The sequence below is a fragment of the Paenibacillus sp. FSL R7-0128 genome (genome assembly GCF_038002245.1).
In the GTDB taxonomy this organism is placed as follows: domain Bacteria; phylum Bacillota; class Bacilli; order Paenibacillales; family Paenibacillaceae; genus Paenibacillus_AQ; species Paenibacillus_AQ silagei.
The window spans coordinates 4,765,961-4,781,785 of the sequence record NZ_JBBOCD010000001.1; the positions used below are offsets into that span (position 1 = coordinate 4,765,961).

11 protein-coding genes are annotated in these 15,825 nt (G+C 53.9%); 4 read left to right on the forward strand and 7 right to left on the reverse strand.

Translation table 11 applies throughout. The annotated features are described in order from the left end of the window. Positions 1–76 precede the first annotated feature (76 nt). From NST26_RS20090 to NST26_RS20105, 4 genes are all read left to right on the forward strand, one after another. The gene (locus NST26_RS20090; RefSeq protein ID WP_340951769.1) at positions 77–1,528 is read left to right on the forward strand and encodes a collagen-like protein; all 1,452 of its coding nucleotides are present in this window, start codon (positions 77–79) and stop codon (positions 1,526–1,528) included. Between the two features lie 89 nt (positions 1,529–1,617). Continuing rightward, positions 1,618–3,321, forward strand: a complete 1,704-nt coding sequence (locus tag NST26_RS20095; RefSeq protein WP_340979681.1) for a hypothetical protein — start codon at positions 1,618–1,620, stop codon at positions 3,319–3,321. Between the two features lie 572 nt (positions 3,322–3,893). Then, positions 3,894–4,319 (forward strand): VOC family protein, encoded by a 426-nt coding sequence (locus NST26_RS20100; protein WP_340951764.1) that lies wholly within the window; start codon positions 3,894–3,896, stop codon positions 4,317–4,319. Between the two features lie 203 nt (positions 4,320–4,522). Then, positions 4,523–4,927, forward strand: coding sequence for a CBS domain-containing protein (locus tag NST26_RS20105; RefSeq protein ID WP_036733033.1), 405 nt, complete (start codon positions 4,523–4,525; stop codon positions 4,925–4,927). A 90-nt stretch (positions 4,928–5,017) separates the two neighbouring features. On the opposite strand, the gene map is transcribed toward NST26_RS20105, so the two are convergent. The 7 genes from map to NST26_RS20140 all read right to left on the reverse strand — a co-directional run bounded on the left by map (position 5,018) and on the right by NST26_RS20140 (position 15,780). After that, complete coding sequence (gene map / locus NST26_RS20110; RefSeq protein WP_036733023.1) at positions 5,018–5,764, reverse strand: type I methionyl aminopeptidase; 747 nt, start codon at positions 5,762–5,764, stop codon at positions 5,018–5,020. A gap of 241 nt (positions 5,765–6,005) precedes the next feature. Next, complete coding sequence (gene cysI / locus NST26_RS20115; protein WP_340951761.1) at positions 6,006–7,721, reverse strand: assimilatory sulfite reductase (NADPH) hemoprotein subunit; 1,716 nt, start codon at positions 7,719–7,721, stop codon at positions 6,006–6,008. A gap of 33 nt (positions 7,722–7,754) precedes the next feature. Continuing rightward, positions 7,755–9,608: an assimilatory sulfite reductase (NADPH) flavoprotein subunit gene (locus NST26_RS20120; protein WP_340958030.1), complete on the reverse strand. Its 1,854-nt coding sequence runs from the start codon at positions 9,606–9,608 to the stop codon at positions 7,755–7,757. 250 nt (positions 9,609–9,858) lie between these two features. Further along, a complete protein-coding gene (lspA, locus tag NST26_RS20125; protein ID WP_036733017.1) occupies positions 9,859–10,323 on the reverse strand; it encodes a signal peptidase II in 465 nt (154 codons plus the stop codon). Between the two features lie 227 nt (positions 10,324–10,550). Next, entirely contained in the window at positions 10,551–11,525 is a 975-nt protein-coding gene (locus NST26_RS20130; RefSeq protein ID WP_340979682.1) for an aldo/keto reductase, read from the reverse strand. A gap of 609 nt (positions 11,526–12,134) precedes the next feature. After that, positions 12,135–15,422: an ATP-binding protein gene (locus NST26_RS20135; protein ID WP_340979683.1), complete on the reverse strand. Its 3,288-nt coding sequence runs from the start codon at positions 15,420–15,422 to the stop codon at positions 12,135–12,137. Beyond that, positions 15,409–15,780 (reverse strand): response regulator transcription factor, encoded by a 372-nt coding sequence (locus NST26_RS20140; protein ID WP_076079258.1) that lies wholly within the window; start codon positions 15,778–15,780, stop codon positions 15,409–15,411. The genes NST26_RS20135 and NST26_RS20140 overlap by 14 nt, the downstream gene beginning before the upstream one ends. Positions 15,781–15,825: the final 45 nt, after the last annotated feature.

Sequence of the window (15,825 nt, forward strand, 5' to 3'; positions counted from 1 at the left end):
TGCCTTGGGCACACTTCCGGGGAGCACACCTGCTACGTTGGGTGAGGTTCTTCAGATAAACAGCAGTGCTCAATCGATGCTCGATTCCGTATTCCGCACCGAAATGATGTTGGATTCAAAACTCACCTCCGCTTCCGATATTCCATCATTAGTCGGACCCACAGGAGCCACGGGGGTAACCGGCGCTGCCGGTGCAGTAAACAGCGTCAATGGATTGACGGGCGATGTTGTGTTGAGTACAGAGGCTGGTGTCTTTCCGATCAGTAATGATGAACCACCCACCCGAAATTTGGACATATTAATCAATGCTGGGGTGTATAGCTCGGGAAATCCAAATGGAGGAGACCCGGAAAATGGTCCACTAGGAGTTGACCATCCTCCGTCATGGACGATTTACGTCTCCCAGGTAGGGCCTTATATCCAGCAGTTGTATATTTCCAACCTAGCATTATATTACCGCAGTAGTCCAGACAGTGGCCAGAGCTGGTCAGATTGGCAAGAAATCGGTGCTCGCGGGCCAACCGGAACCACCGGTGAGACTGGGGCCACCGGCGTCACCGGAGCCACCAGTGAGACCGGAGCTACCGGGGGGACGGGGGCTACTGGTGTGACGGGGGCTACTGGCGTCACCGGGGCTACTGGATTGACAGGAGCTACCGGCGTTACCGGGGCTACCGGCGTTACCGGGGCTACCGGCGTTACCGGAGCCACGGGCGTCACCGGCGCTACCGGACTCACTGGAGCGACCGGTGACACCGGGGCTACCGGCGTCACTGGGGCTACCGGCGTCACTGGGGAGAGCGGGGTGACGGGGGCTACCGGACTCACCGGAGCCACTGGCGTCACCGGGGCTACTGGCGTCACTGGGGAGACCGGGCTCACTGGCGCTACTGGTTTGACAGGGGCTACCGGACTCACTGGGGAGACCGGGGGGACGGGGGCTACCGGACTCACCGGAGCCACTGGCGTCACCGGGGCTGCTGGCATCACTGGGGAGACCGGGCTCACTGGCGCTACTGGTTTGACAGGGGCCACTGGACTCACCGGAGCTACCGGCGTTACGGGAGCTACCGGCGTCACCGGGCCTATTATTGTAACTAACAATGCGATGTTTGAGCCCGCAACGGCTGCAGTCGCTTCGACCTTAACACCTATTGTATTTCAAGAAATTTTTATTAATGGCAGCGGAATTGAACTTGGAACGCCCCCAAGCAATATCACGGTGCTCCCAAACAGCTTATATTATGTTTCGTTTACCATAACTATTGAGCTCTCTGCTGAAACAAACAATGTAACCAGTTCTGAAATTATAGTTAGATTGAACGGTAATGTCCAGCCTATAACGGTTACCGGACAAAAAAATGGCGGGACCGGAGCTACCGTGTATTTCTCTCTAGAAGGAAATGGTTTTCTTCAGACCGGCGCCACTGACAATACCATGACTCTCGATGCTACTTATAACCTAAGCGCCGGTACGGGAACTTATGTTACGGATCGGTCTAACCTGAGTATTATCCGGTTCCGTTAAACGAACAGATTCCGCTTTTTGAGGAGGATTAAGGGATGAGCAAGGGGGCAAGAGCCCCCTGCCCATTTTGTAGATAAGGAGGGAATCACTTGTCAAAACCGAACCTGCCCAATATCACCCCAACGATATCCATATCGCGGGACGATGTAATTAATCTATTATTTTCCTCTATTGCCATGGAGGAATTAGGACTGGCGCATATCCTCAATGCTGAAGGAGAGAAGATTCAGTATGCGGTCGGCACCCTTCCAGGAACCACTCCCGTTACACTTGCCGAATTAGGTCAGGTCAGCAGCAGTACTCAAGCTATGTTGAAAAAAATTATCCGCCATGAAATGATGCTGCAATCCAAACTCCAGACAGCTGCAGATATTCGACCGGTTGTTGGTCCTGCTGGACCTATCGGAGCTCCGGGAGCAGAGGGTGGAGCACTTAGTGTCAATGGGTTAACCGGAGATGTGGCGCTCGGTGTAACAGCCGGTATCTTTCCAATCAGCAATGATGAACCATCGACCAGCGATTTAGATGACATTCACTTTAGAACTGCCGGTGTATACAGCAGCTCGGGAGTACCCGCCGATCCGGCTGGCCCAGTGAATGGTCCTCCGGGAGTCGCACACCCGTCGGTATGGACGATTTATGTATCACGTGTCGGAGATTATGTACAACAGCTATATTTCTCCGATTCGGCTTTATACTATCGCAGCAGTCAGAATGGCGGGGTGACTTATCCCCAAGGGTGGCTCCAGGTTGGAGTGCAAGGTGCAACCGGGGTGACTGGGCCTGGTGTAACCGGAGCAACCGGCGTTACTGGCATGACCGGAGCGACGGGTGCCACGGGCATAACGGGCGCAACCTTGGACACAGGTGCCACGGGGAACACCGGCGCCACAGGCGTGACCGGTGCTACCGGAGTGACGGGTGCCACAGGAATCACTGGCGCTACCGGCGTCACTGGCGCTACCGGCGTAACCGGCGCTACCGGACTTACCGGTGACGTTACTGGCATGACGGGCTTGACGGGCTTGACGGGTGCCACAGGTCTAACGGGTGCTACCGGGGGTACCGGTGAGGTCACGGGCATGACAGGCGCGACCGGGCTTACCGGTGAGGCGACAGGCATGACGGGCTTAACAGGTGTGACGGGTGCCACGGGTGTAACGGGCGCGACCGGGCTTACCGGTGAGGTCACGGGCATGACGGGCTTAACCGGGGTAACTGGTGCGACAGGGGTTACCGGCGCGACAGGTTTAACCGGTGAGGTCACGGGTATGACGGGCTTAACCGGGCTTACCGGCGCTACGGGTGTAACCGGCGAGACAGGCGTAACCGGCGAGACGGGCCCAACCGGGCCAGTGGCCAACAATGCCAGTTTTCACCCTTCGGGTCCAGTAACAGCAACGCCTACGAATATTACATTTGTACAAAATTTTATTTTTGGCTCAGGTATCTCCCTTGTGAACGGCGGTCAAGGTATTCAATTACAACCCAATAGCTTCTACTTCGTTTCTTTTAATTTGAGAATTCGAATAACAAATGGGAGTATCCCCGTCGTTGCTTCGCAAATATTGGTTTTCCTCGACGGCGTTCAACAAAATATAAGCACTGGCACGCAGAGAAATGCAGCTGGTGCTGGTTTAGCCGCCTTCACCCAGGAATCCAGCGGTTTAATCCAGACTGGCGCCGGCCCTAATCCAACGTTAACCTTGACGGCTTCTATCACTCTTGCTTCGGGCACTGCCGAGTTTAATCCCCCTACTTGGTCAAATTTGAGCATTTATCAGGTCCTGTAATTCAAAGGTAATAAGGCAAGAGCTATAAAAGCTGATGTCCTTAGGTAACTCTCCTTTTCAAAAGCGGCTTAGGATATGTCGTTTCTTCCCCTGGAAGGACGGCGTATCCTTTTTTGCATGGCCCGGCCAATCCTGCCAGACTAAGAGATGCCCTGTTTCTCTCACCGGATGATTATGAGCGTTCTGAAGCGTTCCGGCAGATTCAGGAAGAGCTGGATTATATGGTGAAGTTACGCCCGGACTACGTATTATTTCATTATCCCAAGCCGGTTATCCTAGATCCTCAGGTAGACTGGAGCTCCTGGTGATTTGCTGACAGCAAGGAATATGTTTATGAGAATGACCTCTCTCTGAATGAACTGATACAGCACAGTAAAGTTCTCTTCGACTGGCTTAGCCGAAAGGGCCGGGAGTACCAGTTTCAGCCCATTCTGGAGTTCAATGGACTGAACAGTTATGTCTAACCGCTCAGACCTCATCACAGCCTGCCCCGAATATTTGTGAATGCACAGGCACATGCTACAATGGGACCGCCGTCCTTGCCTTAATTTAACACAAGAGGAGTGACAGCTGTGGCAATCAATGTGTACCTAAATTTCAATGGCAATACCCGAGAGGCTGTAGAATATTACGCTGAGGTGTTCGGGACCGAACCTCCGCATATTATGACCTTCGGCGAGGCTCCGCCAGATCCGTCCCATCCTGTACCGGAAGAAGCCAAACACCTCGTCATGCACGCCAATCTGATGATTGCCGGCAGCCCGGTCATGTTCTCTGACGTATTCCCCGGTATGCCGTACACGGAAGGGAATAATATCAGCCTAACGGTGACGGATACCGATGCAGAGAAGATTCGTCACTGGTTCAACAAGCTGAAGGAAGGCGGAACTGTGCACATGGAACTGCAGGAGACCTTCTGGAGCAAGGCCTACGGGAACCTGAAGGACAAATTCGGCATCCACTGGCAGCTTAGTCACGACAACGGCCAGAACGGCTAACTCCCTTAGGTAGTTTCCTATTCACAAAAGCGCTTAGGATATGACAGTTCTTCCCCTGGAAGGACGGCATATCCTTTTTTATAAGTCTTCGTAACCGCAACATCTCAAAGTTGTAACCTGATTTTTAATGCGCTTACATCCTGTTCTATGTTTTAATTGTAATAACGTTATGTATTTCATCCTACTGTAAAGGAGACTAACCTATGGAAATATCCTCATTTTTGCTGCCCAAGGATCAGGTTGCGTACATCACCTCCTCGATCTCCATGCGGGAAGCGCTGGAACAGCTGGAGAATCATTATTATTCGGCCATTCCGATTATTGACGATGCCGGTAAATATGTTGGGACCTTGTCGGAGGGCGATCTGCTATGGAAGCTGAAGAACACCGACGGCCTGAGCTTCGCGAATATGAACGAGGTGACCGTCGGCACCATTCAGCGTCATGTGCATAACGAGAGCGTCGAGATCCACGCGCAGATGGAGGATATGCTGACCCTGGCAGCAGACCAGAACTTCGTTCCGGTAGTGGACGACAGCGGAATCTTCCTCGGCATCATCCGCCGCAAGGATATCATCGAGTATTACACACGCAATATTACCGATTAACTCAGGTGAAGCTGCAGCAAAGGCAGGACTGTCCTCCATGGACGGCCCTGCCTTTGCTGCGTGATGCGGGTCTTTAACCCCTTAATTCTTCTATAGCTCTGTCAGAATAATCGTCCCCTGCGGAGTTACCGCCAGTGTATGCTCATACTGGGCTGACAGGCCTCCGTCAATAGTGCGTGCAGTCCATCCGTCTGCATCCACCTTGGTCCGGTAGCTGCCCGTGTTGAGCATGGGCTCAATGGTGAACACCATGCCTTCCTTAATGCGCGGGCCTTTGCCGGCCGGGCCGTAATGAGGCACTTCAGGCGCTTCGTGCATCTCCGAGCCAATCCCGTGACCGATAAAGTCCCGGACGACGGAATAACCGTTAGATTCGGCATAGACCTGGATAGCATGCGCTACGTCGCCTATGCGGTTGCCGGCTACAGCCTGCTCGATACCTTTGAATAGAGATTCCTTGGTCGTCGCCAGCAGCTTCTCCGCCTGCTCGCTAATTGTACCCACTCCGTAGGACCAAGCCGAATCCGCCAGCCAGCCATTCAGGTTGACTACCATGTCAATCGTTACAATATCTCCATCCTTCAGCTCCTCATGCTTCGGGAAGCCATGACAGATGACGTCATTCACAGATGCACAGGTGGCATACGGGTAACCGTGATAGCCTTTTTGCTCCGGGGTTGCTCCTTGGGAGAGGATGAACTTCTCGGCAAACTGGTCGATCTCCCAGGTCGTAATTCCCGGCTTGATCAACCCGGCAATCTGCCGGTGGCATTCTGCCAGGATTTTGCCGGCTGCCCGCATCTTCTCAATCTCTTCCATCGATTTCATAATGATCATTCAATTCGCCTCTTCTGTACAGAATCCATTACTCACTATATATAATGGCTCTTGGTTATAATGGTGTATTGCTACTCTATATTATGTAAGAAAACTGCCGAAAATCCAAATAAACAAACAAAATAAACCTGTCTCCCGCAAAAACACCAGAAAACAGGCTCATGATTTGCATTCCCGTGATGGCTAATCTGTACAAGTTATTGTTAACTACGGCATAATCAGACCGCCAGGCATTAGCCCGTTAGTCGTGGAAATTGAGCCCCGAAGTAACCGCCTTGACATATCCGCTGCGGATCACATAATCGCCGAAGTGCTCACCGGCAATACGCTCTCTGGCATAACCATGAATAATCGGCCCGAGGGTGTCCAGTATCTCCCGCTCGTCAATGTTCTCCTTGTACAGCTTGTTCAGCCGGTCTCCGGTAAAGCCAGCACCCAGGTACATATTATACCTGCCCGGACCTTTGCCGATAAAAGCAATCTCGCCGAGCGCCGGTCTGGCACAGCCGTTAGGGCAGCCGGTCATACGGATGATAATCTCTTCATTGCGCAGCCCGGCTTCATCTATGATAACCTCCAGCTTATCGAGCAGGTGCGGCAAATAACGCTCCGCCTCCGCCATAGCCAGCCCGCAGGTCGGCAAGGCTACACAGGACAACGCACTTCTGCGCAGTGCAGAATGATGGGCACCGTCCGTCAGACCGTATTGCTTGGCAAGCTCCGTAATCTTGCGCTTCTTCGCCTGGGTCACACCGCCGATAATCAGATTCTGGTTCGGGGTCAGCCGGAAGTCTCCGCTGTGAATCTTGGCGATCTCGCGCAGGCCGGTCATCAGCGGGTAGCCCTCCTGATCCTGAATCCGTCCACTCTGGATATAGAGCGTCAGGTTCCATTTGCCGTCCATCCCCTTCACCCAGCCGTACCGGTCGCCATTATGATCGAAGTGATAGTCGCGCGCCGGCTCCAGCGTCCAGCCCAGCCGTTCGTGCAGCTCTCCCTTGAACCACTCCAGCCCGTGCCGGTCGATCGTGTACTTGAAGCGGGCATTCTTACGGACCGAACGATTGCCGTAATCCCGCTGGATCGTAACCGTCTTCTCCGCCAGATCAATCATCTGCTCCGGACGGCAGAAGCCGATGATCCGGCCCAATTGGGGATACGTATTCGTATCGCCGTGCGTCATTCCCATACCGCCGCCAACCGAGACATTGAAGCCGGCCAGCTTGCCGTCCTCCAGAATGGCGATGAAGCCCAGATCCTGGGAGAATACATCTACATCATTGGATGGAGGCACCGCCAGGCCAATTTTGAATTTGCGGGGGAGATAGACCGGACCATAGATCGGCTCAACCACCTTGCTGTCCACGACTTTTTCCCCGTCCAGCCAGATCTCATGATACGCGCGGGTACGCGGGGCAAGATGATCGCTGATTTTGTTGGCCCACTCTTGAACCTCGGCATGAACCTCCGACTGATACGGGTTCGGACCACTCATCACATTACGATTCACGTCACCGCAGGCCGCAAGTGTGGTCATCAGGGTGTCGTTGATCGTTCTGATCGTCTTCTTGAGATTCCACTTGAGCACCCCATGCATCTGAAAAGCCTGCCGCGTCGTCAGGCGCAGTGTCCCATTGCCGTACTTATGGGCCAGCTCATCCATGACAAGCCACTGTGCCGCAGACGCCACACCGCCGGGCGCTACTATCCGCAGCATGAACTGGAAAGCCGGCTCCAGCTTGGAGCGTTCCCGCTCACTGCGCAGATCGCGGTCATCCTGCATGTAGCTGCCGTGGAATTTCAGCAGCCGGTTGTCATCCTCCGGCAGCCCTCCTGTAATCGGATTGCTGAGGGTCTCGACAAGCGCCCCGCGCAGATAATTGCTCTCCAGCTTGATATGTTCAACATCACTCGGTGGTCCGCCAATCGGCTTCACCGCTGGTTCATTGTTTGCCATTGCTGATTCTCTCCTCTTTCGCTTGAATCCCGCTTAATAGACATCCCGCTGGTAACGCTGCTCCTGCTGAAGGGTCTCCAGATAGGCGGCAGCCGCTTCCGGGCTTAGTCCGCCCTCTTCCTGGATCACTGTAATCAGTGCCGAATGCACATCATGGGCCATATGCTTCTCATCGCCGCACACGTATACATGCGCTCCTTCCTGCAGCCAGCGGTACAGTTCCTTACTCTGCTCCAGAATACGGTGCTGTACGTACACCTTCTCCTCTGTGTCGCGGGAGAAGGCCACATCCAGCCTGCTGAGGACACCGTCCTTCAGCATCCGCTGCCAGTCCGTCTGGTAGAGGAAGTCTGTAACGAAATGACGGTCTCCATAGAACAGCCAGCTTGGACCCTCAGCCCCCTGCTCTTCACGCTCCTCCAGAAAGGAACGGAACGGGGCAACGCCCGTACCCGGACCGATCATAATTACCGGTACACTGGAATCAGCGGGTAACTTGAAGTTCGGATTGTTCTGGATATATACCGGCAAGGTGGCACCCGGCTGTACACGCTCAGCACAGTGTACCGAACAGACACCGTAACGCTCTCGCCCATGTGACTCATAACGCACAGCCCGCACCGTGAAGTGTACTTCATCCGGGTTGGCATTGTAGCTGCTGGCAATGGAATACAAGCGGGCCGGAAGCTTGCGCAGGATGGTCACGAAGATGCTGGCAGGAGCATTCCAGGGTCCATAGTCTTGAATAAGATCCAGCAGATCCCGGCCCTGAATATACTCCTTCAGCTCTTGCTGCCGCTCGGGGGCCAGCAGTTCCTTAAGGGCAGGTGCGGAGGCAAGCCCGGCAGCCTGTTCCAGGAGCGGCTTCGTCAGCACCGTAATTTCGTAATGCCGCAGCAGCGCCTCCTGTAGCGTGCCTTCTTCCCCCTTTTTGTTCAGCGGAACACGTTCATCCGCATTCCAGCCCATAGCGGCAATGATATCTGCTACCAGCTGCGGGTGATTCTCGGGGTAGACGCCAAGAGAATCCCCCGGCTCAAAGGTAATATTCGATCCGGCAAGCGACAGCTCCAGATGGCGGGTCTCGCGGTCTGAGCCGCGGCCGTTCAGATTAAGATTCTCCAGTACTTCGGCATGGAAAGGATGATTTCGTGAATAGGCGGATTCCAGCGACTCTGCGCTCTCAGCAGCCTGAACCGCTGCATCCGCAATTCCTGCAGCATTCTGCGCGCCGTTAAGAGCGCTGATGACCTGGCCGAACCACTCGGCCACCGGCTCATCATAATCGAGGTCGCAATCTACACGCGGGCTTAACCGCTGTGCGCCCAGCTCTTCCAGCTTCTGATCGAAGTCTTTGCCGGTCTGGCAGAAGAATTCATAGGAGGTATCGCCCAGCGCGAGTACCGAGAAGCGCAAGCCTGGAAGCTGCGGCGCTCTTTTGCTGTAGAGGAATTCATGGAAGGCACGGGCATTATCCGGCGGTTCCCCTTCGCCATGGGTGCTGACCAGCAGCAGCAGGTTCTCTGTCTTCTTCAGTCCATTCGGCTTGAAGCTGTTCATCGCGGACACCGTGACCTTGAAGCCCTGCTCCTCCAGCTTGCGGGAGAGGCTCACGGCGAGCCGCTGGCAGTTGCCGGTCTGGGAGCCGAACAATACGGTCACTTCACGCGATGCTTGCTGCGAAGCGGCAGTTGCCGGCTCTGCTACTACTGCTGGAGCAGCGGGGGAAGCTGCCTGGACGCTTGATCCCTGGTTACCCTGCAGCGACAGGGCAGATAAGTACCCGCTTAACCATACCTGCTGTGAGGGTGTCAGCGTGGGCAGAAGCTGATTCAGCAGCTCTGCCTGGTTCTCATTAAAGGGACTGTTTGTAACTTGTAGTTGCAACAATATCGACCTCTCCTTAGCGTGCAATCTTCTTTCCTCTTAATATCATGAACTCAGGCTAACACAATACCGGCAAACGATCAACGAATCATATAACAGGCATCATATTCTTTAAAAGGTAAATACTTGAATAAAATGCACAAAACCCGGCTAAATCATAGTAAAATGCTCTGATTTAGCCGGGTTCATTACTAATTATGATAAGTTGCATTAGATAAAATGATAGACCGGAGATGTCTTTGCCTGCCATTTATAATAGTCTGCGGGTTGCTCTGTGCCGGAAATGGTCCACAAGCAGGTAGATTAGAATGAGAAGGCCTCCGGCATTGATCGCCAGATCGGCCAGATTCATAATCCCGCCATGATTCCCGAAGACCAGGAAATCTGTAACCTGGTGATAAAGTGCCCGGTCAATGGCATTGCCGACAGCTCCGCCAACCAGGAAGCCGCTGGCTGCTTCGAGCAGGGGGCCGCGGATTTTACCCTGACGCCGGTAATAGAAGATTGCTGCTACAAAAATCACGGCAACAATAGCAAAATACTTCCCGAATCCCTGAAAGGAGCTGAAGGCCGCACCGCTGTTCTCATAGTATACAAACCGCAAATGCGGCGTCCAGGAAGGAAGCATCTCCCCAAGCTCCATATGGGTACGCACTATCCACTTGGTCGCCTGATCTAGCATCAGGACGAAGACAGCTATCAGATAAAAAAGCATCGGCAGTTCCCCTATCTTCTCTAGTTGTTCAACTCATGATCAGGGTCATAGTAATATTCAAGGCCGTGGTCAAGGTCAATGTTTGTCACAGAATCAGTCTACCATATTCATCTGGATACTTACAAAAATATAGCCGGACCATCCCGTCAGGGACAGTCCGGCTGTTATTCTTCAGGTCATTACGTATCGTATATGCGCTACGGGATGGACAAGGTCCAAGGCTCTCCTTACCAAGCGTAGGCTTCCGGTGCCGGTTTGCCCGGTCCCGGGAAGATCTCGTCCAGCTTCTTCAGTGTGGCCTCATCCAGCGTAATCTCGGTCACCCGCAAGGAGTCCTCGAACTGGTGGATCGTACGCGGCCCGATAATCGGTGCGGTCACAGCCGGATTCGCCAGTACCCAGGCCAGAGCGACCTGATCCTCATGCTCGCCCAGCTCCTTGCAGAGCGCGGAGAATTGCTCCAGCTGGCTGCGGTGCTGCTCCAGCTTGGCTGAACGGGCACTGCGCACCCCGGTCTTCGCGAGTGCATTGCGTCCCAGCAGGCCTCCGGCCAGCGGACTCCATGGAATGACACCCAGGCCCAGCTCCTGTGAGGCCGGCAGCACTTCCAGCTCCGGCGTCCGCTCGAGCAGATTGTAGAGATGCTGCTCGGAGACAAGGCCGAGGAAATGGCGCTCCTTGGCCTTCGCCTGGGCAGCAGCAATATGCCAGCCCGCGAAGTTGCTGGAACCGATATAGTCGGCTTTGCCCTGGGACACCAGGATCTCGAATGCGCCCCACAGCTCGTCCCACGATACGTTCCGGTCGATATGATGCATCTGATATAGTTCAATATGATCGGTCTGCAGGCGCCGCAGCGAGCCTTCAAAATGCCGTCTGATCTTGTAGGCAGACAAGCCTGAGCCGGAATTGGGACCGTCCTGCTCGTCGAACATGTCATTGTATACCTTGGTGGCCAGCACTACCTTCTCACGCCGTCCGCCGCCCTGCTGAAACCAGCGGCCGATAATTTCCTCCGTCCAGCCCCGCCGGTCCTGGCCGCCGTACACATTCGCCGTATCGAAGAAATTAATGCCCGCATCGAGGGCCGCATCCATAATTCTGAAGGCTTCCTTCTCCTCCGTCTCCGGTCCGAAATTCATCGTCCCCAGACACAACTGGCTGACCTTTAACCCCGATTTACCCAAATAACTGTACTTCATCGCAATTCCTCCCTTTCACTCCTGCTAGATTGGCTGCTTCATATTCACTATAACCCTTAGAGTCCACTCTAAAGCAAGTTTCGCTGGGATACTTAAGACTAGAACTTAAAGCTTGGTCGTCGCTGCGGTGAACATTTGGCCCTCCGGCCGCTGCCCAGTTTGGAGCACAATGTCTGCTGTTTTTCACATACAATGTAGTCGGTTTTTCGATTACATTTGCACCACACACCTCCGCCAAGCTCAATGTGGTCGGTTTTTCGATTACATTCGGCCCACACGCTTCCGCCAAGCCCAATGTAGTCGGTTTTTCGATTACATTCGGCCCACACGCTTCCGTCACGCCCAATGTAGTCGGTTTTTCGATTACAATTTGGACCGCACGCCTCCGCCAAGCCCAATGTAGTCGGTTTTTAGCATACATTTTGGCCCCGTCCCCTCATTCGCCCTTTCGCTCCCCATCGTCCCCTTCCCCCACCCGGGAGAACCCCCAAATACACAAAAAAACAAGCCCCAGAAAGAGACTTGTTCCGCTATAATTATAATCCAACATATTATTGCGTTACCCATGCACCTACTAAGCAGATACTCAGCACTTACTCGATACTCACTCTAACCCTCGCCAAGCGCCGCTCCATGCCCGGCTTCACCGTTATCCGGGAACAGCACCTCGCCTGTCTTCAGTTGAATGTCCACAATCTCCTGAAGCGTACCCGACAACTCGCCGGGCGGATAGGGCTTGGTCAAATATTTCTGCACATTGTCCATCATGCTCTTATCGTCCTTGTCCAGCGCCGAGGAGATGACAATCGGCACCTTCTCGGTCCGGGGATCGTTTTTGAGCATGCGGATCAGATCCCAGCCGTCCAGCTCATCGCCCAGCATCAGATCGACAATGATCGCTACGAAGGGCGTTTTAACGGCCTGGTCAAAAGCTTTTTGCGGATGATAGTGATGGGTGACCCGGAAGCCCTTGCCCTTCAGCTCCTCCGAGAGCAGCAATGACAGGCTGTAATCATCCTCCACAATCATCACATCCGGCTTCTGCTCCTTGCCCGCACTCCATCTTAACGAATGTTCCTCCTCCGGGTGGCCGGTTTCTGCCTGCATCACCGGAAGACGGAACCATACCGTCGAGCCTTCGCCCTCCACGGATTCAATCCCGATCGTTCCCTTCTGCTTCTCAATAATCTCCTTGCAGATGGCCAGCCCGAGACCTGTACCGCCAATTCGCTTGGAGGCACTGTTGTCCACTCGGCGGAATTTCTGGAACAGCTGCCCGATCTGATTCTTCGGAATCCCGAGTCCGTGGTCCTGAATCCGTACCATAATCGATCCCGGTTCGTTATGAAGCATGACCTTAATTTCACCTGCGCCCGGCGAGAACTTGATCGCATTGCTCAGCAGGTTGGTCAGCACCTGGATAATCTTATCCTTGTCTACCTCAACCTCGGGATTCAGCGCCTCGTCCTCCAGAAGAATGTGGTGGGTACCGCTCAGCTTGTACTGATCAATGACACTCAGGACCGTCTCGCTAAGGTTAACCTTCTCCACATTATACAGCTGTGTGCCGGACTCCATCCGCTGCAGGTCCAGGAAGTCGTTAATCAGCTCCGTCAGACGCTTGGCTTCCTTATGAATCGTCTCCAGATATTTCAGCTGCTTCTCCGGCTTCATGGTTTTGGACAGGAGCAGCTCCGTGAAGCCCAGTACACTCGACAGCGGCGTCCGCAGCTCATGGCTGACGGTGCTGACCAGCTCTGACTTCATCAGATCCAGCTCATACTCGCGGGTAATGTCACGGTGGACGAACAGCGTCCCTACCCGGACCTCCCGGCGGAAGACCGGTATGGCATAGGCATCCACATGCTTCATGTCTTCCTTGCCGATAGAATACTTCATCGCACTGGAGTCAGTGGTATGCTCGGACATCGCCTTCTGGTAAAAGCGACCCAGCTCTTCTGATTCATTCACCCGTAGGGTGAAGTGCTCCATCCAGCGCTCCTTGGGAATCAGCATGCCTTCCGTCCAGTCCTCATAGCTGAACAGTTGGCTGAGCGCCTTGTTGATGTGCTGAATGACGCCGTCCGTGCCAACGAACTGGATGCCCTCATTGACATTGTTCACAATATCCTGATTCAGCTTGCGGCCATTCTCAATCTCCTCGTACATGAACAGGCGTTCGATGGCCAGGGCGACCCGGTTCATCATCCCCTGGATTTCGTCGGTCTCTTCCTCCGTGAACGGGTGCCCGATGCGGGTTCCGCAGAAGACTGCCAGAATCTCATCCTCAGCATTCACCACAGTCGTATAGTAGTCGTAACAATACACCTCATTGGCGGAGATCCCCTGCTCTCTGACCGAGCCCACCCGCTTCACCATGTACGACTTTTCCACGCTCAGGCGGTACAGAATCTCCTTGCTGCCCTCACCGATGTACCGCTCCACATTCTCCGGCGGAACCCCTTTGACCACCGCTATCTTATCCTTGACCAGCAGAAAAAGACTGGAGTCGAACGAGTACAGACGGTTCATGAATTGGTTGAACTTGTCGGCAAATTCCTGCTTGTCCAGCGTATAGGTGATCTCATGATTCAGCTGATTGTTAAGCTCCAGCATCATGGATGTCTGCTCCGTGCTTTTCAGCGTCTCCGCCAGCTCCTGCTGCACATTCTTCATCGAGGTGACGTTATTAGCAATCAGGATATACTGGTAGATCTGGCCTTCATCGTTCAGATAAGGCATGATTGTCAGCTGCAGCCAGAGCGGCGAGCCTTCCTTGGTCGCCAGCTCCGTCTCTCCGCTCCACACTCCGCCGGTCGATAGCTTGCGGATCATTTGCTCTACCTGCGGTTCTGCAATATTATGCAGCTCAAACAGCCGGTAAGTGTATCCGATAATCTCGGAGCTCTTGTAGCCCGTGTAGACGCTCAGATTATCGTTCACGTAGGTGAACACGCCTTTGTTCGACAGAATGCCGACGGCAGAGGTCTGATTCAGCGCCTTCATCATGCTCTCGATTTCACTGAGCGACCGCTCCAGCCTGAACTGCTGATCCTGAAGCTCGTCCTGCTGGGCATGCAGCTCTTCATTCTGCATCATCAGCTCTTCCTCTTTATCCTGGATGCTGTGGGCCATATTCAGGAAGGCCTCATAGAGCCGTCCGATCTCATCCTGCTTATGTAGCTTGCCGAGCAGAACCGCCTCGCCGGCCGCCAGCGAATTCGTCGCTTCCTCCAGCTTCACAATCGGATCGATGATAACTTTGAGCATTTGCCAGATCAGCAGGGTGAAGAACAGCAGCAGCAAGGTGCTGAGCATAAAGGCAATGAAGGTGAACGTATCCGCCTGCCTGATGGAGCGGGAGTTCAGCTCATTCAGCAGCGCATCCGAATTGGCTTTGAATTGCTTCGTGTAGCTCAGGAATTCATTCACAGCCCGGGTACTGCCGCTTTGGGACAAGTTCCGGATTCCCTCGTAATCATTATTCTTCACTAAGAGCATCACTTCAGGCAGGGTCTGGCTCTTGTACTGTTTATAGAACACCTTGAGGTCATCTCTGTACCGGACTTCTTCAGCCGACAGCTTCAGGGAGGAGTACTGCTCCAGAATGCCGTCAAGCCCCTTAACCGCAGCGTTCAGCAGCGCAAGCTCGTTCTCACTCTGAGTAGCCACATAACCTCTCGCCCGGAAAAAGACCTCGCTTAGCGTCACCGCCAGCTCGTTGATCGTCGCCGTCTTATGTTGCAGCACTTCACGTTTCTGATCCAGCTGTTCCTGCTGGGCATTGATATAGAAGACAAGCCCGATTCCTCCTGCCATAATGGCAACGAACAGCAGCAGAAGAATCCGGTAATATTTCGTTTTGATGCTCCGGCCTTTAAGGTTAAGGTTTCTCACTCAGAATATCCTCCACGAGCTGAAGCAGCTCCATCGGGCTGAACGGCTTGGGCATGAAATAACGGGCTCCCGCCTCCCTGGCCCGGTTACGGTCCATCTCCTGTGCCTTGGCGGTCAGCATCATAATCGGCGTCCGGCTCTTCAGCTCCCCGTCCAGCTCGCACAGCACTTCAATGCCAGTCATGACGGGCATCATGTAATCCAGAATCACCAGGTCGTAAGGTTCTGCCGCCAGCCTGGCGAGCGCCTCGCCCCCATTCTCGGCAGTATGGGTCTCCACATTCTCGAGATCCTCCAGCGTATCCTCAATCAGCATGCGCAGAACCTCTTCATCATCTACAATCAGTACCTTTTGCACCATAGCTCACTCTCACCTTTCAGTCATCCCTGCTTGGGATGCATT